This window comes from Pseudomonas reactans (assembly GCF_013385825.1).
Lineage (GTDB): Bacteria > Pseudomonadota > Gammaproteobacteria > Pseudomonadales > Pseudomonadaceae > Aquipseudomonas > Aquipseudomonas reactans.
Window position 1 is genome coordinate 74,340 of sequence record NZ_JACAPG010000011.1, and the last position, 18,590, is coordinate 92,929.

The 18,590-nt window shown below is 60.4% G+C and carries 20 protein-coding genes; 12 read left to right on the top strand and 8 right to left on the bottom strand.

Going from position 1 to position 18,590, the window contains the following annotated elements; genetic code table 11:
- Positions 1-82: 82 nt before the first annotated feature.
- Positions 83-673 (bottom strand): cysteine hydrolase family protein, encoded by a 591-nt coding sequence (locus tag HX868_RS11800; protein WP_016976373.1) that lies wholly within the window; start codon positions 671-673, stop codon positions 83-85.
- Between the two features lie 239 nt (positions 674-912).
- On the opposite strand from HX868_RS11800, the gene prmB reads away from it, so the two are divergent.
- Positions 913-1,821, top strand: coding sequence for a 50S ribosomal protein L3 N(5)-glutamine methyltransferase (prmB, locus tag HX868_RS11805; RefSeq protein ID WP_016976374.1), 909 nt, complete (start codon positions 913-915; stop codon positions 1,819-1,821).
- 99 nt (positions 1,822-1,920) lie between these two features.
- Here prmB and HX868_RS11810 read toward each other — a convergent pair whose 3' ends face one another.
- Both HX868_RS11810 and HX868_RS11815 read right to left on the bottom strand, forming a co-directional pair.
- Positions 1,921-2,727, bottom strand: coding sequence for a hypothetical protein (locus tag HX868_RS11810; protein WP_038847446.1), 807 nt, complete (start codon positions 2,725-2,727; stop codon positions 1,921-1,923).
- A gap of 99 nt (positions 2,728-2,826) precedes the next feature.
- Positions 2,827-3,789, bottom strand: coding sequence for an alpha/beta hydrolase (locus HX868_RS11815; protein WP_016976376.1), 963 nt, complete (start codon positions 3,787-3,789; stop codon positions 2,827-2,829).
- A gap of 143 nt (positions 3,790-3,932) precedes the next feature.
- Here HX868_RS11815 and aroC point away from each other — a divergent pair, with 143 nt between their 5' ends.
- The 4 genes from aroC to HX868_RS11835 all read left to right on the top strand — a co-directional run bounded on the left by aroC (position 3,933) and on the right by HX868_RS11835 (position 7,202).
- Complete coding sequence (aroC, locus tag HX868_RS11820; protein WP_016976377.1) at positions 3,933-5,024, top strand: chorismate synthase; 1,092 nt, start codon at positions 3,933-3,935, stop codon at positions 5,022-5,024.
- A gap of 10 nt (positions 5,025-5,034) precedes the next feature.
- The gene (locus HX868_RS11825) at positions 5,035-6,195 is read left to right on the top strand and encodes an MFS transporter (RefSeq protein ID WP_177002982.1); all 1,161 of its coding nucleotides are present in this window, start codon (positions 5,035-5,037) and stop codon (positions 6,193-6,195) included.
- Entirely contained in the window at positions 6,192-6,722 is a 531-nt protein-coding gene (locus tag HX868_RS11830; RefSeq protein WP_177002983.1) for a 1,2-dihydroxy-3-keto-5-methylthiopentene dioxygenase, read from the top strand. The genes HX868_RS11825 and HX868_RS11830 overlap by 4 nt, the downstream gene beginning before the upstream one ends.
- A gap of 210 nt (positions 6,723-6,932) precedes the next feature.
- Entirely contained in the window at positions 6,933-7,202 is a 270-nt protein-coding gene (locus tag HX868_RS11835; RefSeq protein WP_177002984.1) for a response regulator transcription factor, read from the top strand.
- 60 nt (positions 7,203-7,262) lie between these two features.
- On the opposite strand, the gene HX868_RS11840 is transcribed toward HX868_RS11835, so the two are convergent.
- A complete protein-coding gene (locus HX868_RS11840; RefSeq protein WP_010208870.1) occupies positions 7,263-7,541 on the bottom strand; it encodes a DUF3509 domain-containing protein in 279 nt (92 codons plus the stop codon).
- A gap of 352 nt (positions 7,542-7,893) precedes the next feature.
- Between HX868_RS11840 and HX868_RS11845 the strand changes: the two genes are divergently transcribed.
- The 5 genes from HX868_RS11845 to HX868_RS11865 all read left to right on the top strand — a co-directional run bounded on the left by HX868_RS11845 (position 7,894) and on the right by HX868_RS11865 (position 13,555).
- Complete coding sequence (locus tag HX868_RS11845) at positions 7,894-9,720, top strand: long-chain-acyl-CoA synthetase (protein ID WP_177002985.1); 1,827 nt, start codon at positions 7,894-7,896, stop codon at positions 9,718-9,720.
- Positions 9,721-9,831: 111 nt separating this feature from the next.
- A complete protein-coding gene (locus HX868_RS11850) occupies positions 9,832-10,347 on the top strand; it encodes an ankyrin repeat domain-containing protein (protein ID WP_177002986.1) in 516 nt (171 codons plus the stop codon).
- A gap of 41 nt (positions 10,348-10,388) precedes the next feature.
- Positions 10,389-10,919 (top strand): hypothetical protein, encoded by a 531-nt coding sequence (locus HX868_RS11855; RefSeq protein ID WP_177002987.1) that lies wholly within the window; start codon positions 10,389-10,391, stop codon positions 10,917-10,919.
- Positions 10,920-10,987: 68 nt separating this feature from the next.
- Complete coding sequence (locus tag HX868_RS11860) at positions 10,988-11,179, top strand: PLDc N-terminal domain-containing protein (RefSeq protein WP_003172956.1); 192 nt, start codon at positions 10,988-10,990, stop codon at positions 11,177-11,179.
- Positions 11,180-11,467: 288 nt separating this feature from the next.
- A complete protein-coding gene (locus HX868_RS11865) occupies positions 11,468-13,555 on the top strand; it encodes an LTA synthase family protein (protein ID WP_016976384.1) in 2,088 nt (695 codons plus the stop codon).
- A 166-nt stretch (positions 13,556-13,721) separates the two neighbouring features.
- On the opposite strand, the gene HX868_RS11870 is transcribed toward HX868_RS11865, so the two are convergent.
- Complete coding sequence (locus HX868_RS11870; protein ID WP_015885095.1) at positions 13,722-13,874, bottom strand: DUF3309 family protein; 153 nt, start codon at positions 13,872-13,874, stop codon at positions 13,722-13,724.
- Between the two features lie 328 nt (positions 13,875-14,202).
- Here HX868_RS11870 and HX868_RS11875 point away from each other — a divergent pair, with 328 nt between their 5' ends.
- Positions 14,203-15,018 carry an SDR family oxidoreductase gene (locus HX868_RS11875; protein WP_028617248.1) on the top strand — a complete coding sequence of 272 codons (816 nt, stop codon included), beginning with the start codon at positions 14,203-14,205 and terminating at the stop codon, positions 15,016-15,018.
- Between the two features lie 129 nt (positions 15,019-15,147).
- Entirely contained in the window at positions 15,148-15,351 is a 204-nt protein-coding gene (gene csrA / locus HX868_RS11880) for a carbon storage regulator CsrA (RefSeq protein ID WP_095017055.1), read from the top strand.
- 7 nt (positions 15,352-15,358) lie between these two features.
- Here csrA and HX868_RS11885 read toward each other — a convergent pair whose 3' ends face one another.
- From HX868_RS11885 to ngg, 3 genes are read right to left on the bottom strand one after another with little or no spacing between them, the layout of a single operon-like run.
- Positions 15,359-15,586 carry a YheU family protein gene (locus HX868_RS11885; protein WP_003192759.1) on the bottom strand — a complete coding sequence of 76 codons (228 nt, stop codon included), beginning with the start codon at positions 15,584-15,586 and terminating at the stop codon, positions 15,359-15,361.
- Positions 15,587-15,646: 60 nt separating this feature from the next.
- Positions 15,647-16,831, bottom strand: coding sequence for an osmoprotectant NAGGN system M42 family peptidase (locus tag HX868_RS11890; RefSeq protein ID WP_016976388.1), 1,185 nt, complete (start codon positions 16,829-16,831; stop codon positions 15,647-15,649).
- A 24-nt stretch (positions 16,832-16,855) separates the two neighbouring features.
- Positions 16,856-18,589 carry an N-acetylglutaminylglutamine synthetase gene (ngg, locus tag HX868_RS11895; RefSeq protein WP_028617245.1) on the bottom strand — a complete coding sequence of 578 codons (1,734 nt, stop codon included), beginning with the start codon at positions 18,587-18,589 and terminating at the stop codon, positions 16,856-16,858.
- Position 18,590 lies beyond the last annotated feature (1 nt).

The window sequence follows — 18,590 nt, forward strand, 5'->3', positions numbered from 1 at the left end:
GGGAGGGGTAAATGCGCCAAATGAGAGGGCTTTGCAGATGAGCGGGGCCGTAAACAGGCCGCGCCGCTCATCAGAAGGTCGATCAGATCAGATCTTTGGTCAACGCCAGGGTGGCGAAGTTGTCGGCCATGATGGCCATTTCGGTTTGTTGCACGTGCTCGGCGCTGAGGATGCCACCTTTGTAAGGCAGGTCGCGGGTGGCGCAGGCGTCTTCCACGAGGGTGCAGCGAAAGCCCAGGTTCTTGGCGGCGCGCACGGTGGTGCTGACGCTGGAGTGGCTCATGAAGCCGCAGACGATCAGGTCCAGGGAGCCGAGGTCCTGCAAGTGTTTTTCCAGGCCGGTGCCATGAAAGGCGCTGGGCAGCAGCTTGCCGATGATGGTTTCGTCGCCTTCCGGCTCAAGCCCTGGAATGAATTCGCCGCGTTCGCCCTGTGGGTCGAACAGGCCGCCCACGGTGCCCAGGTGACGCACATGCACGATCGGGCGCCCGGCGTTGCGGGCGGCTGACACAAGTTGCTTGATGTTGCCGACGGCCGCGTCCATGCCCGAGAGGGCGAGCGGGCCGTTGAGGTATTCCTTCTGGGCGTCGATGATCACGAGGGTCGCATGGCTGAGGTTCGCTGCTGCGTAACCACGACCGCTGAGTTGAAACATCGTCTTTGGAACGGACATTCTGGGGCTCCTGTGAGGGGGGCTTTTGCGACATTGTCCACTGGCTGAGCGGTTCTGTGAATCGCTACCATCGTAAGGTACGCCGTTGTTGACGTGCAGCCATGTCAAGAGGTGGGCCTGTTTAACACAATGATGGCAATTTGGATGAAATCCGACGGGTGGCGAAGGGTTTTCGTACATCGTCGGTACAGGTGAAGGCTGTTAGAATCGCCAGTCGTTTTTTCCAGGAGCTTGCCCCCGTGACCACTTCCCGCCTGCGCACCTTGCGCGACCATATCCGTTGGGCTGTCAGCCGTTTCCATGGGGAAGACCTGTTTTTTGGCCATGGCACCGATAATGCCTGGGATGATGCCCGGCAACTGGTGCTCGGTGCCTTGCACTTGCCGTGGGAAATTGCCGACAGCTACCTCGACTGCAACCTGGAAGAAGAGGAAGTCGCCCACCTGCAACGTTTGTTGCATCGCCGCATCCACGAACGGGTGCCGACACCTTACCTGATCGGCGAGGCCTGGTTCTGTGGTATGTCGTTTATCGTCGATGAACGCGTGCTGATTCCGCGTTCACCGATCGGCGAACTGATCGAAAACCGCTTCGAACCCTGGTTGGCGCAGCCACCGGCACGCATCCTCGACCTGTGCACCGGTTCCGGTTGCATTGGTATCGCCTGCGCTTATGAGTTCCAGGACGCCGAAGTGGTGCTGGGGGACTTGTCCTTCGAGGCCTTGGAAGTGGCCAACCAGAACATCGAACGCCATGGCGTCGATGAGCGTGTCTACACCGTGCAGGGTGACGGATTCGATGGCCTGCCGGGCCAGCGCTTTGACCTGATCGTGTCCAACCCGCCGTATGTGGATGCCGAAGACTTCGCCGACATGCCCGACGAATACCAGCACGAGCCGGAACTGGGCCTGGCGTGTGGCGACGACGGTTTGAACCTGGTGCGGCGCATGCTGGCCGAAGCGGCGGACCACCTGACCGAGAAGGGGTTGCTGATTGTTGAAGTGGGTAACAGTCAGGTGCACGTGGAGGCGTTGTACCCGGAAGTGGACTTCGCGTGGCTGGACTTCCAGCGCGGTGGTCACGGGGTGTTCATGTTGACGGCTGAGCAGTGCCGCCAGCATCAGGCGGTGTTCGCCGCCCGAGTGTGACGCACACCCTGTAGGAGCCCGGCTTGCCGGCGATGGCGATCTTGCAGACACCATCGCCGGTAAGCCGGCTCCTACAGGAGAATCAATCATGCATTTGGATTAGCGGTGTGTAGCAATCCAGATCAACAACCCCGCCTGAAACACCGTAAACGCCACCAGGCACGTGATGGTAAAGCGCAAGCCGCTGTCCTCACGCTTGAACTTGGTGACCTTTTCCTCTTCCTTGCGCAGCTTCACTTCCTGCTCCGCCAGGTTCTGTTCGGCCTGTTGCAGCATTTGCGCCGCTTCCAGAATCTCCACGAACTGCACTTTTTCAGTGTTCCAACTGTCCAGCACATCACTGACCTTGCCCGGCTGCACGTTACCCTTAAGGTGCTGCACATCGGCGTAAGCCACATCAAAACCCTGGATGCGCAGGAAGTGATCGCGGCGCAGGCGGGTGGCTTCGTTCAGCGCATCTTTGTTGGCCAGGTCAACGCCATCGACGCGGTAGTGCGACCATTTCTTTTTCGCCCAGGCAGCGCCTTGGGCCACCAGGAAGCGCCCGATGCCACGGTTGGCCGGTTCGATTTCCAGGCTGTTGCCGGGGCCGAAGTGCACGCGGTGCGTGTCGTGATCAACCCAGATATCCAGGTGATTCTGTTCACGGCGCACGCGCTGGCCGGGCAACTGAATGACCATGCGCAACAGGCTGTGGTGTTTGTCATTACGCTCGGCATAGCCGAACTGCACGAAGCGCAAAGGCCGCACGCCAGTGGCGCGGTCGGTGGCCAGGGGCGCCAGGCGCAGCATTTTGAAATGCTCGGCCTGGACATCCGCCCACGGTAGGGGCGCCGCGTCGACGGCCTCGGTTTTGTCAGCCGGGGTGTCGGCGGTGGATTCCGGTGTTGCTTCAGTGGTTGTCATGCGGCGCGATCCTGTCCAAGCCCAGCGAGTCGACAGTCTTTTTACTGTCGACTCTGGGCTTATCGGCCGCTTTCCCCAGGACTGGAGGCAAATTGTCGCTTAACGGGGTTGAAGTCCGTCGATAAAGCGCACCAGACGGTTGCCCAGCTCGGCGGCAAGGGGCAGTTGCGGGTCGTTGTAGGAGGCCAATTGCTGTTTCACATCGTTGGGCACGATGCGCATCACGTGGTTCATGCCCTCGATCAGCACAAGCTGCGCGTCGGGCTTGGCCTTTTTCAGTTGCTGGGCATCGCCGACGCCGACCTGGATATCGTTGGTGCCCTGGATGATCAGTGCCGGCATGTTCAATTTGGCAAAGGCTGCCGAAGGATCGGCCCGGAACAGGCTGATCAGATACGGCTGCACACTGGGTCGGAAAATGCCTTCCAGTGGCCCGGGCACATCCGCATCCACTTGGCCGGCCTTGAGATGATCGAGGATTTGGTTGCTGCGCAGCAGCAGGGCAGGGGGCAGGTGATCGGCCAGTTGTTGGCGGATGACTTGATCCACCGGGCGCGCGCTGCCGGACAGCGAGACCACGCCCGCCGGGTCCAATTGCGGCGCGGCGAGGGCCGCTACCAACGCTCCTTCGCTGTGGCCCAGCACAATCAGCGGGCCCATGCGTTTGTCGGCCTTGAGCAATTTGCCCCAGGCCACGGCGTCGGCGACGTAGGCGTCCAGGGTCAGGTTGCGTTCGTCGGGGGTGGCCGCCAGGCTGGCCGCGACGCCGCGCTTGTCGTAGCGCACGCTGGCGATGTTATGCCGCGCCAGCACCCAGGCCAGGCGTTTGAGGCTGTCGTTGCGCGCGCCGTCGGCACTGTTGCCGTTGCGGTCGGTAGGGCCGGAACCGGCGATGATCAGCACCACCGGTACTGGCTTGTCGGATTTGGGTAGCAAGAGCGAACCAAACAGCTCGCCGCTACCGGTGTCGAGGCTGATAGGCCGTTGCAGCACCACAGGGGAGGCGGCGAAGCCCAGGCTGGAAAACAGGGTGAGGGTCAAAAGCAGAACTCGCAGCATCATCGCGCCATTATGAGAGAGGTGCCGGTTGGACCAAGGTCTACCGCTAAGGTTTCGAGGATGAACTACTCGGTTAGCCTGCGTATACTGGCCGCCTTAAGTTATTACGGTTGACTTGATTCAACTGATTTCACGGAGCGCCCTGCATGTCCGGCAATACCTTCGGCAAGCTGTTCACTGTCACCACCGCGGGCGAAAGCCATGGCCCAGCGTTGGTCGCCATCGTCGACGGCTGCCCGCCAGGCCTCGAGCTGTCCCTGGAAGACCTGCAGCGCGACCTCGACCGCCGCAAGCCCGGCACCAGCCGCCACACGACCCAGCGCCAGGAGCCCGACGAAGTCGAGATCCTCTCCGGCGTGTTCGAAGGCCGCACCACCGGTTGCGCCATCGGCCTGTTGATCCGCAACACTGACCAGAAGTCCAAGGACTACTCGGCGATCAAGGACCTGTTCCGCCCGGCCCACGCCGACTACACCTATCACCACAAATACGGCGAGCGCGACTACCGTGGTGGCGGCCGCAGCTCGGCGCGCGAAACCGCGATGCGCGTGGCGGCCGGTGCCATCGCCAAGAAATACCTGGCGACCCAGGGCATTGTGATCCGTGGCTACATGAGCCAGTTGGGCCCGATTGAAATCCCGTTCAAGACCTGGGACAGCGTGGAAGACAACGCCTTCTTCAGCCCCGACCCGGACAAGGTGCCGGAACTGGAAGCCTACATGGACCAGTTGCGCCGCGACCAGGACTCCGTCGGCGCCAAGATCACCGTGGTCGCTGAGGGCGTGAAGCCTGGCCTGGGTGAACCGATCTTCGACCGTCTCGACGCTGAACTGGCCCATGCGCTGATGAGCATCAACGCGGTGAAAGGCGTGGAAATCGGCGCCGGTTTTGCGTGTGTGTCCCAGCGCGGCACCGAGCACCGCGACGAGCTGACCCCGGAAGGTTTTCTCAGCAACAACGCGGGCGGCATCCTCGGTGGCATTTCTTCCGGTCAGCCGATTGTGGCGCACCTGGCGCTCAAGGCGACGTCGAGCATCACCACACCGGGCCGTTCGATCGACGTACATGGCAACCCGGTGGACGTGATCACCAAGGGGCGCCACGATCCTTGCGTCGGCATCCGTGCCACACCGATCGCCGAAGCAATGATGGCCATCGTGTTGATGGATCACCTGCTGCGCAACCGCGGGCAGAATGCCGATGTTCGCGTGAGTACGCCGGTGCTGGGCCAGCTGTGACGGTTCGGCTGTGACAGCCCTCCCGTACTGGCGCCTCTCCAGCTTCTACCTGTTCTACTTCGCCCTCCTGGGGGCGACGGCGCCCTTCCTGGCGCTGTACTTCGACCACCTGGGGTTCTCCAGCGCGCGGATCGGCGAGCTGGTGGCCATCCCTATGCTGATGCGCTGCGTGGCGCCCAACCTGTGGGGCTGGCTGGGCGACTACACCGGCCAGCGCCTGGCCATCGTGCGCTTTGGCGCGGTGTGCACCCTGGCGAGTTTTTCGCTGATCTTCATCAGCCATACCTACGCCTGGCTGGCACTGGTCATGGCGCTGCATGCGTTCTTCTGGCACGCGGTGCTGCCGCAGTTTGAAGTGATCACCCTGGCGCACCTGCAAAAACAGACCTCGCGCTACAGCCAGATCCGCCTGTGGGGCTCCATCGGCTTCATTCTCACCGTGGTGATCATGGGCCGCCTGTTCGACTGGCTGAGCCTGGACATCTACCCGGTAGTGGTCGTGGTGATCATGGCCGGCATCATCGGTGCCAGCCTGTGGGTGCCGAATGCGCAACCTGCCAGCCACGGCAATCGCCTGGCGGGTGACGGTTTTCTCAAGCAATTGCGCAGCCCCGGCGTCCTGGCGTTTTATGCCTGCGTGGCGCTGATGCAGATGAGCCATGGCCCGTACTACACCTTTCTCACCTTGCACCTCGAACACTTGGGCTACAGCCGTGGTGTGATCGGGATGTTGTGGGCGTTGGGCGTGGTGGCGGAAGTGCTGATGTTCCTCGCGATGAGCCGCATCCTCTCGCGCTTTTCTGTACGTCGGGTGCTACTGGCGAGTTTCCTGCTGGCGGCGCTGCGCTGGTTGCTGCTGGGCTCGTTTGCCGAGTTTTTCTGGGTGCTGTTGCTGGCGCAGGTGATGCACGCCGCTACCTTCGGCAGCTTTCATGCGGCGGCGATAGCCTTTGTGCAGCGCAGTTTCGGTGACAGGCAACAAGGCCAGGGCCAGGCGCTGTATGCAGCGCTGGCCGGCACCGGCGGCGCATTGGGCGCCCTGTATTCAGGCTACAGTTGGAACCTGTTGGGGCCGACCCTGACCTTCAGCATCGCCAGCATCGCCGCCCTGGCGGCCGCCGTTATCATCGGTTTTCGATTGCAAGAGCAGAACCAAGGAACCCTTCAATGAGTTATGTCGCTGTCTACTCCGTCGCTACACCGGATACGCCGAACAAGGTCCTGACCCATTTCGAGGACATCGCCGCCACCTTGGCCGAGCAGGGCGTGCGTTTTGAGCGCTGGCAGCCTGGTTCGGTCGAGAGGGGCGCCAGCGATGCCGAGCTGATCGCCGCCTGCCAGGCGCAGATCGATAAGCTCGGCTACAGCGCCGCCGAGGTGCTGAGGAATGCCGCAGACCCTGCGCAGAACGCCGAGTTACGTGGGCAGTTTCTTGATGAGCGCCGCTACAGCGAAGACGATGCGCGTTTTTTCCTCGCCGGCCAGGGCCTGTTCGCGCTGCACATTGGCGATTACGTATACGCCGTACGCTGCGAGAAAAACGACTTGCTGGTGGTCCCAGCCGGTATGGCGCACTGGGTTGACATGGGTGATAACCCGTACTTCGTGGCGTTGCGTTTATTCAATACCGCGAAAGGGTGGATTCCTGAATTCACCGGTGACAACATTGCCCGGCGTTTTCCCGGTTTGGATGATTAATCGCTAGCTACCAAAAACTTCAATCCCGCATGTTGGAAGTTGTTGTGGGAAGAAACTTAAGCTCCTGTAGGGTCTTGCTGTTTATTGTGGGGCGCGCGCCTTAATCCCACGTCTTATGTAACTCTCTTCGGCAATAACGTTTATATCATCCGTCAATAGGAGGAATCCGAAGGGTGATAGGGCGTCAGCCAATAAAAAGGAGAGTAACCAATGAGAGGCCCACGGGAATCGTTGCAGGCACCATATTCGGTGCCCAACGCTGTCAGGCGGCGCATTAATCTGGCGGGCAAGAGCCTGACGCCCACGGAACTGGAAATACTGCGCTGGGCCTCGGGAGGCAAGACGGTATGGGAGATCAGCCAGATACGCGCCACGTCTGAAGCCACGGTGAAATTCCATTTGCGCAATATCTACGGCAAGTTGGAGGTCAATAACCGTGTCCAGGCTATGAACGAAGCGGCGCGCAAGGGGCTTTGCTGAATACATGAAAAAAGGGCCGCGACACCCTAGGGTGTCGCGGCCCTTTGCTTTATCTGCTGCTTAGGCCGAGTGGTAGGTCGGCAGGGCAAAGCGGTTCTGGCTTTGCAGCATCGAAATCTGTGGCAGGTCGCTGGCTTGTTCGGCCAGGTCGCGGCGAATGGCGCTGATCACCCAAGTCAATTGGTCGGCCGTGTGCAGCTGCTGGTAGGAGATCGAGCGCTTGACCTGCTTGCCTTCGCTGTTGCGCAGGGTCAACAGGATGCCACCGTCAGGACGTGGCTGGGTGGTGACGTCGTAGTTGGAGAATACTGAAGCGAATTTATCTTGGATCAGGCTCATGTCTATCAGCTCCGTTGGCTCAAGTTGGCAAGCATGGAGAGATAGGTGCAGTGATTGTGCCAGCTATTGGTTTTATAAAATATCGTTATAAATCAATAAGATATAAAAATTACAAATTTTCAGTTTCGTGCAATTTGCATGAATGGCCATCATGCATCCTGCATTTTGCGTGGCTCGACGGCGCCGAACGGGCCCGCCCTTATTCCTAAAGACTGCATCCGCGTCGCTGAATTCCTTTTTTCAGCGTGCGTTCATCGGGATACAAAACTTTTCAAATCCTGCGTGTACAGCCGAAGAGAGGCTGACGTACTTTCCTGCAAGGTTTACGAAGAATAAGAAAAAGGACGTTCCCATGAGCCATTCGCAAAACGACATGATCACCTGGGGCATGATGCTGCGTAAGGTGCCCGCCATTGTTCGGGCGCTGCCACGGGTGGTGCGCGGCATGCGTGCCGCCAACGTCACCGACCCTCAGCAGCCCTGCGGCCTGGGCTGGCACTTCGAGCAAGCCACCCTGCGCAATCCACAGGGCACCGCCTTGTTGTACGCCGACCGCGTGCTCACCTACACGCAAGCCAACCAGTCCGCCAACCGTATCGCCCACCACTTGCAAGCCCAGGGCGTTCGCAAGGGCGATGTGGTGGCGATGTTTATCGAAAACCGTCCCGAGTTGCTGCTGAATGTGCTGGCTGTGGCCAAGTTGGGCGGCATCTGCGCCATGCTCAATACGGCGCAGACCCAAGCGGCGCTGGTGCACAGCCTGAACCTGGTGAGCCCGGCGGCGATCGTGGTGGGCGCGGAATTGGTGGCTTCATACGAGGCCGTACGCAATCAAGTGGAAATTCCCGTCGAGCGCACCTGGTTTGTCGCTGACCAACAGGCCAGCACGCTGCCGGATGGGTACTCCGATCTGATGGCCGCCAGCGCCGACGCCCCGGTGGATAACCCGGCCAGCACCGCGCAGATCTTCTTCAACGATCCCTGCTTCTATATCTACACCTCCGGCACCACGGGCCTGCCCAAGGCCGGCATCATGAAGCATGGCCGCTGGACCAAGACCGCCGTCAGCTTCGGCAGCATCGCCCTGGACATGGGCCCGGACGATGTCCTTTATTGCACCTTGCCGCTGTACCACGCCACCGGCCTCTGCGTGTGCTGGGGCTCGGCGATTGTCGGGGCCTCAGGGTTCGCCATCCGGCGCAAGTTCAGCGCTAGCCAGTTCTGGGATGACGCCCGCCGGTTCAAGGCGACCACCCTGGGTTATGTCGGTGAATTGTGCCGTTACTTGCTCGATCAACCGGCCAACCTCAACGACCGTGATCACGGTGTGACCAAGATGGTTGGCAATGGCCTGCGTCCTGGCGTGTGGGCGCAGTTCAAGGCGCGGTACGGTGTTGAGCATGTCTGCGAGTTGTATGCCGCCAGTGACGGCAATATCGGGTTCACCAACATTCTGAATTTCGATAACACCGTCGGCTTTTGCCTTCAGCACTGGGCGCTGGTGGACTACGCCCACGACAGCGGTGAGCCGATTCGTGGCAGCGATGGCTTCATGAATAAAGTGAAGACGGGTGGACAAGGCCTGCTACTGGCCAGGATCGATGAAAAGTCGCCCTATGACGGCTACACCGACCCGGAAAAGAACCGCAAGGTGATCCTCACCGACGTGTTCGAGAAAGGCGACCGCTACTTCAATACCGGCGATCTGGTGCGCAGCATCGGCTTCGGTCATGCGCAATTTGTCGACCGCTTGGGCGACACCTATCGCTGGAAGGGCGAAAACGTCTCGACGACCGAAGTCGAGAACGTGCTGCTGCAGCACCCGCAGATCGCTGAAGTGGTGGCCTACGGTGTGGAAATCGAAAACACCAACGGCCGCGCCGGCATGGTTGCCATCACCCCGAGCGAATCCCTGGCCTCGTTGGATATGCGTGAGTTGCTGCAATTCGCCCACGGCCAGTTGCCGCACTACGCGGTGCCGTTGTTCCTGCGTATCAAGGTCAAGATGGAAACCACCGGTACGTTCAAATACCAGAAGGTAAAGCTCAAGGAGGAGGCGTTCGACCCTGAAAAAGCGGGCAATGATCCGGTCTACGCCTGGTTGCCAGGTTCGGACTGCTATGTGCCGGTGACGGAGCAGTTGTTGGCGCAGATCCAAGGTGGCCAGTTCCGTTATTAAAAGCAGCGTTATTGATTCTGGCTATGGCGCCTTTTGACAAAAAAGCCATGACAGGCGGGAACTCCGTCGCGACACTGGGCGCCATATAGAGGACCAGACAAGGAGCCCCACATGTCAGACCAAGCCAAACAGATGACCGATGACGAAGCTGCAGAATTTGCCGAGCAGGTGTTCGACGTCGCCCGCAAAGGCGACGCCGCCATGCTTGCCGCGCTATTGGCCAAGGGCTTGCCGGCAAACTTCCGTAATCACAATGGTGATACCTTGCTGATGCTCGCGGCCTATCACGGTCATGCCGACGCGGTAAAAGTGCTACTGGAGTTCAAGGCTGATCCGCTGATTGCCAATGACAAGAACCAGTTGCCAATGGCCGGCGCAGCCTTCAAGGGCAACCTGGAGGTGGTCAAGGCACTGATCGAAGGCGGCGCGCCAGTGGATGCGTCGTCCTCCGATGGCCGTACGGCATTGATGATGGCGGCGATGTTCAACCGCGTGGAAATGCTCGACTACCTGCTTGGCCAGGGCGCCAACCCCAAGGCGATTGATGCCCAAGGCGCAACCGCGTTGGCGGCAGCACACACCATGGGCGCAGTGGATACGGCGGCGAAGTTGCAGAAACTGGTGTAGGCTACCCGCCCTCGAAAACCGCCCGCCACAGGACAACACCCATGAAAACCGCCCTCGTCGAACTCATCAGCAAAATCAGCGCCGGTGTCATGAGCGAGGACGAAGTGGCACGCATTGCCGATGAGGCGGCCCAGGCCTACGCGGACCCTGTGGCGTTTCTGGCGGCCAACCCCGATATCAACTACGACGACAGCTTCCCGATTCCGTTAGGGGAGTGGGTCGTCGTCGGCAGCCTGCCGGAGACCGTGTTGTTCCAGGCCGACACCTACGGCGACCTGTTCGCGCAGATCGTCGCCTCGTTCGGTCCGGGCGTGGCGTTCAACCTCAAGCCCAAACAGCTTGCGAAGACTGAGGACCTCACGGCGCTGAACCGCATCCAGATCCAGATGAGTGCCCTGAGCCCCGAAGACGGTGGCTATGTGCTGCTCAATTTCAGCCAACTGCTGGATGACGAGATCCAGGCCGTGCTGGTGTACGGTAACGATCTGCCACGCGTGCTGGCGCTGTGCGCCGAAGTGGGCATCAAGGGCGAGCCGTCCCTGGAAGCGCTGAAGATCGCCGTTCACGTCTGAAATAAAACGGAACCCCCACCAGGGCTGGCTATCCTACAAGTGCATGCCCTCACTTTAGGAGCAACACCATGGGTTCCACTTTTAATGGCTTGATCGGGCTGATCATCCTGGCGTTGGATATCTGGGCGATCATCAACGTGTTCAAAAGCGGCGCGAGCACGGGCGCCAAGGTGCTGTGGATCCTGTTGATCCTGCTGCTGCCGGTGCTGGGGCTGATCATCTGGGCAATTGCCGGGCCGCGGGGCAACGTGCGGATCTGATCTTACGCCTGGCCTGGCAACCTCGAGCCTTGCCTCGACAGTTGCCAGGCCACGGCTTATCACTTCAATTCATTTTGTGTATCGAAATATTCGCTGCACAGAATTTTCACATCCCATCCAAGACAATTCGCCGGCTTTATTTCCCTGCCAGGGCTCTACTCCAAGCGCCACTAAAGGCGGGGCTGCGGTGTGCGTTCAGTAATTAATAGCCTTGCTGCCATTGATCGGGCACCATTCGCGCCACCGCACTACTTTGTCACTTAAACTTCCAATGGGTCCTAAAACGACATGGCAAACCCGGACGCCCTGAATCAGCAGCGAGCTTCAAATCGCTTGCTGCAACCGACCGTCAAATCCCATCTGGCGTACACGCTGCTTTGCGCACTGGTCATGATGGTGATGTTCTCCCTGCTGCGCCTGGCGCTGCTGGTGTACAACCGCGAAATGATCCTCGACACGCCGGCCTCGACCTTCCTGGAAGCGTTCGCCAATGGCACGCGCTTCGACATCCGCTTCGTGATGTACGCGCTGATCCCGCTGCTGCTGGCGCTGTTCAGCGTCCGCGCCATGGCCGCGCGTGGGTTCTTCCGTCTGTGGCTGACCGTTGCGTCCAGCATTGCCCTGTTCCTGGGCCTGATGGAAATGGACTTCTACCGTGAATTCCACCAGCGCCTCAACGGCCTGGTCTTCCAGTATGTGAAGGAAGACCCGAAAACCGTGATGAGCATGCTCTGGTACGGTTTCCCGGTGGTGCGCTACCTGCTGGCCTGGGCCGTAGGTACGCTGATCCTGAGCATGGCCTTCAAAGGCGCCGACCGCGCAACGCGCCCACGCGGGCCGTTCAGCGGTGGCAGTATCGGCACCCGCCAAGTGGCGCCGTGGTACACCCGCATTGCGGTGTTTGTGGTCTGCCTGCTGATCGCCGTGGTCGCCATCCGTGGCACCCTGCGCCAGGGCCCGCCGCTGCGTTGGGGTGACGTGTACACCACCGACTCGAACTTCGCCAACCAGCTGGGCCTCAATGGCACGCTGTCGTTGATCGGCGCGGCCAAGGCACGTTTCTCCGAGCACCGTGACAACACCTGGAAAGCCACACTGGAGCAGCCGCTGGCGACCCAGACCGTTCGTGACATGCTGGTGCTGCCGACCGAAAAACTGGTGGATACCGACACCGCCGCCGTGCGCCGTGAGTTCACCCCGCCGGCCGAGAAAACCCTGCCGATCAAGAACGTCGTCGTGATCCTGATGGAAAGCTTCGCCGGTCACTCGGTAGGCGCCCTGGGCCGTCCGGGCAATATCACGCCGTACTTCGACAAACTGTCCAAGGAAGGCCTGCTGTTCGACCGCTTCTTCTCCAACGGCACCCACACCCACCAGGGTATGTTTGCCACCATGGCGTGCTTCCCGAACCTGCCGGCGTTCGAATACCTGATGCAGACCCCGGAAGGCAGCCACAAGCTGTCGGGCCTGCCGCAGTTGCTCAGCGCACGCAAGTTTGACGATGTGTATGTGTACAACGGCGATTTCGCCTGGGACAACCAGTCGGGCTTCTTCAGCAACCAGGGCATGACCAACTTCATCGGTCGTAACGACTTCGTCGACCCGGTGTTCTCCGACCCGACGTGGGGCGTGTCCGACCAGGACATGTTCAACCGTGGCCTGGAAGAGTTGAAAGCCCGTGAAGGCGGCAAGCCGTTCTATGCCCTGCTGCAAACGCTGTCCAATCACACGCCGTATGCCTTGCCGACGCCATTGCCGGTGGAGAAGGTCACGGGTCGTGGCAGCCTCGACGAGCATTTGACGGCGATGCGCTACTCCGACTGGGCCCTGGGCCAGTTCTTTGAAAAGGCCCGCAAGGAGCCATACTTCAAGGAAACCCTGTTTGTGATCGTGGGTGACCACGGTTTCGGTAACGAGCAACAAATTACTGAAATGGACCTGGGCCGCTTCAACGTGCCGATGCTGATGATCGCACCGGGCATGCAGGAGAAGTTCGGCGAGCGTGACCACACCGTCGGTACGCAGATCGACATCGTGCCGACCATCATGGGCCGCCTCGGTGGCGAGACCCTGCACCAGTGCTGGGGCCGCGACCTGCTGAACCTGCCGGAAGGCGACAAGGGCTTTGGTGTGATCAAGCCGTCGGGCAGCGATCAGACTGTGGCGCTGGTCACCGGCGATCGCATCCTGGTACTGCCGAAGGAAATGCCGCCGAAGCTGTGGGAATATGAGCTGGGCGCCAACCCGACCGGTAAGGTGATTGCCGAATCGCCGGACGAAGGTGCACTAAGACAGAAACTGGAGTCGTTCCTGCAGACGGCGACCAAGAGCCTGTTGGATAACACTGCCGGCGTAGTTGACGGTAAGCCGGACTAATTAACCGGCAATAAAAAAGAGGCCTTTAAAGGCCTCTTTTTTTTGCTTGGTTTTCTGTAGGAGCGGGCTTGCCCGCGAAAAACGCAAGGGCAACGCGTTTATTCAGAAACGCCGTGTCACCGTTAACGATCTTCGCGAGCAAGCTCGCTCCTACAGGGGTTGGCTTTTATATCCGGCCGAGCAATAACAGCACCAGCAGTACTACCAGGACAACACCGAGAATACCCGACGGGCCATAACCCCAGTTACGCGAGTGAGGGAATACTGGCAGACCACCGACCAGCAGGAGGATCAGGATAATGATCAGAATGAGGCTCATGGTTTTTTTCCTTATTGGCCTTCTGCAAAGACCGGTTATTAACGATAGGCCCGCTAGTTGATTCACGAACGCCTTAACAACTCCGACTGTTGCCCGCTGCGGAAAATTCAGTATTTTTTTAAAGCATTTCGCGAACTTGCTTATTTCTTTTAATGCGTTCGCAAATGCGCGTTGTTAGTTGAAAAATATTGAACTTAGGCTATACGCGAACCTCCGACCCGGCCCCCGGTTTGCCAGGGGCATTCATCAATCTGATGGTGGATGGGTGTAGGAAAAACCTTCGCTACACTGCCGGTCACTTCTTCCGTGAACCACAAGGCTACTTTCTATGCAAAATCGCATGATGATCACTGGCGCCGGGTCGGGCCTGGGCCGCGAAATCGCTTTGCGCTGGGCCCGTGAAGGATGGCAGTTGGCCTTGTCGGACGTCAGCGAACCTGGCTTGCAGGAAACGCTCAAGCTCGTACGCGAGGCGGGTGGCGACGGGTTTATCCAGCGTTGCGACGTGCGCGACTACAGTCAGCTCACCGCGTTCGCCCAGGCGTGCGAAGTGAAACTGGGTGGCATCGATGTGATCGTCAACAATGCCGGCGTGGCCTCCGGTGGGTTCTTTGCCGAACTGTCCCTGGAAGACTGGGACTGGCAAATCGCGATCAACCTGATGGGCGTGGTCAAGGGCTGCAAGGCGTTCCTGCCGCTGCTGGAAAAGAGCAAGGGCCGCATTATCAACATCGCGTCCATGGCCGCGTTGATGCAGGGCCCGGCGATGAGCAACTACAACGTGGCCAAGGCCGGCGTGGTCGCGCTGTCGGAGAGCCTGCTGGTGGAGCTCAAGCAGCAGGAAGTCGGCGTGCACGTGGTGTGCCCGTCGTTCTTCCAGACCAACCTGCTCGATTCGTTTCGTGGGCCAACCCCGGCGATGAAGGCCCAGGTAGGCAAGTTGCTTGAGAGTTCGCCAATCTCGGCGGCGCAGATTGCCGATTACATCTACCAGCGCGTGGCTGAGGGCGAGTTCATGATCCTACCCCATGAACAAGGGCGGATGGCGTGGGCATTGAAGCAGAAGAACCCGCAGTTGCTCTATGACGAGATGACCACCATGGCCGACAAAATGCGCGCCAAAGCGCAGGCGGCAAAGGGCTGATCAGGTAGTGGTCTGTCAGGCAATTTACCTGTCGTTGTAGGTAGTGCCTGTTTTCGCCGCGAGCCATTGCTGCGGCCCACCTCGTGCGCGCATGGTCGAGGTCCTTTCATTGTTAAAAGGACAACCGCCATGCTGGTATTGAGCCGCGCTGTAGGCGAAGTCATTTCCATCGGCGATGACATCGCCGTGCACATCCTTGAGTTGAACGGTAACCAGGTGAAATTCGGCGTTGGCGCGCCGGCCGGGGTGCAGGTTCATCGAGCGGAGGTGTACCAGAAAATCCTCGAACGCCAAGACGCCAGAACCCATCCGGTGCCTGTGCCCAACCCCTGAAACCCGGTCAGTCGAACAGATGCTTGGGCACGTCGTGCTTGAGCATCAACTGGCACTGCTCGCTCTCCGGGTCGAACACAATCAGTGCCTGGCCCTTGGTCAATGCCTGGCGCACGCGCAGCACGCGGGTTTCCAGGGGCGTGTCGTCACCATTATCGGTGCCGTCACGGGTGACGAAGTCTTCGATGAGGCGGGTGAGAGTGTCGACTTCAAGTGCGTCGTAGGGAATCAGCATACAGGCCTCGGGTGATGGATCCCGGCGATGCTACTGCGCCGGGATCAGAGTTGCCAGCCTCTAGGACTTGTTGCCCACCAGACTGTCCACCGACGGCACGCGTGTGTCGCTCTCCATTTGTGTCTCATGCTCGATCTGATGACTGAACCGATCCAGGGAGCCCTGGGCCGGTTGCGCATCACTGGCGAACACCGGTGGGCTGAGGATGTAAGCGCCCAACAAACGACTCAGCGCCGCGAGGCTATCGATGTGGGTGCGCTCGTAACCATGGGTCGCATCGCACCCGAAGGCCAGCAAGGCGGTGCGGATATCGTGGCCGGCGGTGACCGCCGAGTGTGCGTCACTGAAGTAATAGCGGAACAGGTCGCGGCGCACGGGCAGTTCATTCTCCGACGCCAGGCGCAGCAGATGCCGCGACAGGTGATAGTCATACGGCCCGCCGGAATCCTGCATCGCCACGCTCACCGCGTGCTCGCTGGAGTGCTGGCCGGGGGCGACCGGGGCGATATCGATGCCGACAAACTCACTGACGTCCCAGGGCAGGGCGGCAGCCGCGCCGCTGCCGGTTTCCTCGGTGATGGTGAACAGCGGATGGCAATCGATCAGCAGGGGCTCGCCACTGTCGACGATCGCCTTGAGCGCGGCGAGCAGGGCGGCGACACCGGCCTTGTCATCCAGGTGGCGGGCGCTGATGTGGCCGCTCTCGGTGAATTCTGGCAACGGGTCAAAGGCCACATAGTCACCGATGCCAATCCCCAGGGAATCGCAATCGGCGCGGGTCGCGCAGTAGGCGTCGAGGCGCAGTTCCACGTGGTCCCAGCTCACCGGCATTTCATCCACGGCGGTGTTGAAGGCATGCCCGGAGGCCATCAGCGGCAACACGCTGCCACGGATCACGCCGTTATCGGTAAACAGGCTGACGCGGCTGCCCTCGGCAAACCGGCTCGACCAGCAGCCCACCGGCGCCAGGCTCAGGCGACCGTTGTCCTTGATCGCCCGCACGGCGGCGCCGATGGTGTCCAGGTGCGCGGACACGGCGCGGTCGGGGCTGTTTTTCTGGCCTTTCAACGTTGCGCGGATGGTGCCGCGCCGGGTCATTTCGAAGGGAATGCCCAGTTCTTCCAGGCGCTCGGCCACGTAGCGCACGATGGTGTCGGTAAACCCGGTGGGGCTGGGAATGGCGAGCATTTCCAACAGGACTTTTTGCAGGTAATTCAGATCCGGTTCGGGGATGGTTCGGCTCATAAAGACTCCTGGGGTTCGGATCGTTCAGCTATGGGGAAACAGCAAATCCACAAATTTCTCCGCGGTAGGCTGCGGTTCATGATTGGCCAGGCCGGCCCGCTCATTGGCTTCGATAAACACGTACTCGGGTTGATCGGCGGCGGGCACCATCAGGTCCAGGCCCACCATGGGGATGTCCAGGGCGCGGGCGGCACGCACGGCGGCGTCCACCAGCGTGGGGTGCAGGATCGCGGTGACATCTTCCAGGCACCCGCCGGTGTGCAGGTTGGCGGTGCGTCGCACGGCCAGGGTCTGGCCACGGGGCAAGATGCTGCTGTAGTCGAAACCGGCGGCTTTCAAAGTGCGTTCGGTTTCGGCATCCAGGGGGATTTTGCTTTCACCGTCGGTGGCGGCCTGGCGGCGACGGCTCTGGGCTTCGATCAACGCGCCGATGGAATGGTGGCCATCGCCGGTCACTTCGGCAGGGCGACGGATTGCGGCGGCGACCACCTCGAAACCGATCACCAGGATGCGCAGGTCCAACCCTTCGTGAAAGCTCTCCAGCAACACACGGCTGTCGAACTGCCGCGCGGCTTCAATCGCCTGCTGCACCTCTTCGATGCTCTGCAGATCCACCGCAACGCCTTGGCCTTGCTCGCCGTCCAGCGGCTTGACCACGATGCGCTGGTGTTCGTCGAGAAACTCCAGGTTGTCATCCGCGCTGCCCGCCAGTTGCTGTGAAGGCAGTTTCAAACCGGCGGCTTTCAGCACTTTATGGGTCAGGCTCTTGTCCTGGCAGAGGGTCATGCTGATGGCGCTGGTCAAATCGCTCAAGGATTCACGGCAACGCACGCGACGCCCGCCATGGCTCAGGGTGAACAAGCCCGCATCGGCGTCATCCACTTGCACGTCGATGCCACGCCGATGGGCTTCCTCGACAATGATTCGCGCATAGGGATTGAACCCCGCCTGCGGGCCCGGGCCCAGAAACAGCGGCTGGTTGATGCCGTTCTTGCGCTTGATCGCAAAGGTGGTCAGCGCGCGAAAGCCCAACTTGGCGTAAAGGTTCTTGGCCTGGCGGTTATCGTGCAACACCGACAAGTCCAGATAGCTCAGGCCACGGCTCATGAAGTGCTCCACCAAATGGCGCACCAACACCTCGCCCACGCCGGGCCGCGTGCATTGCGGGTCGACCGCCAGGCACCACAGGCTGCAACCGTTTTCCGGGTCGTGAAAGGCCTTTTGATGATTCAGGCCCATGACGCTGCCAATCACTGCGCCGCTGTCTTCATCTTCCGCCAACCAATACACCGGACCACCTTGATGGCGCGGGGTGAGGCGTTCGGCGTCAACCGGCAACATGCCACGCCCTTGGTAGAGCTGATTCACTGCCAGCCAGTCCGCCTCGGTTTGCACGCGACGAATGCGGAAACCGCGAAACACCCGAGTGGCCGGGCGATAGTCGCTGAACCATAAACGCAAGGTATCGGACGGATCGAGGAACAACTGCTGCGGATCAATCCCCAGAATCTGCTGGGGCGCCGCCACGTACAGGGCGATATCCCGTTCGCCCGGCTGCTCGTTGAGCAATTCCTGGGCGAGGCTGGCAGGGTCTGGGAATGTATGACCGATCAACAGCCGGCCCCAACCGCAATGCACGGCAATGGGTTCGGCAGCCAAGGGGCTGCCATCTTCCGCCAGGCGGGCTTGCAGGCGCTCATAAGTGGGCGCCTGGCCTTTGAGCAAGCGTTGGCTGTAAGCCGCTGCATGGGGTTTCATC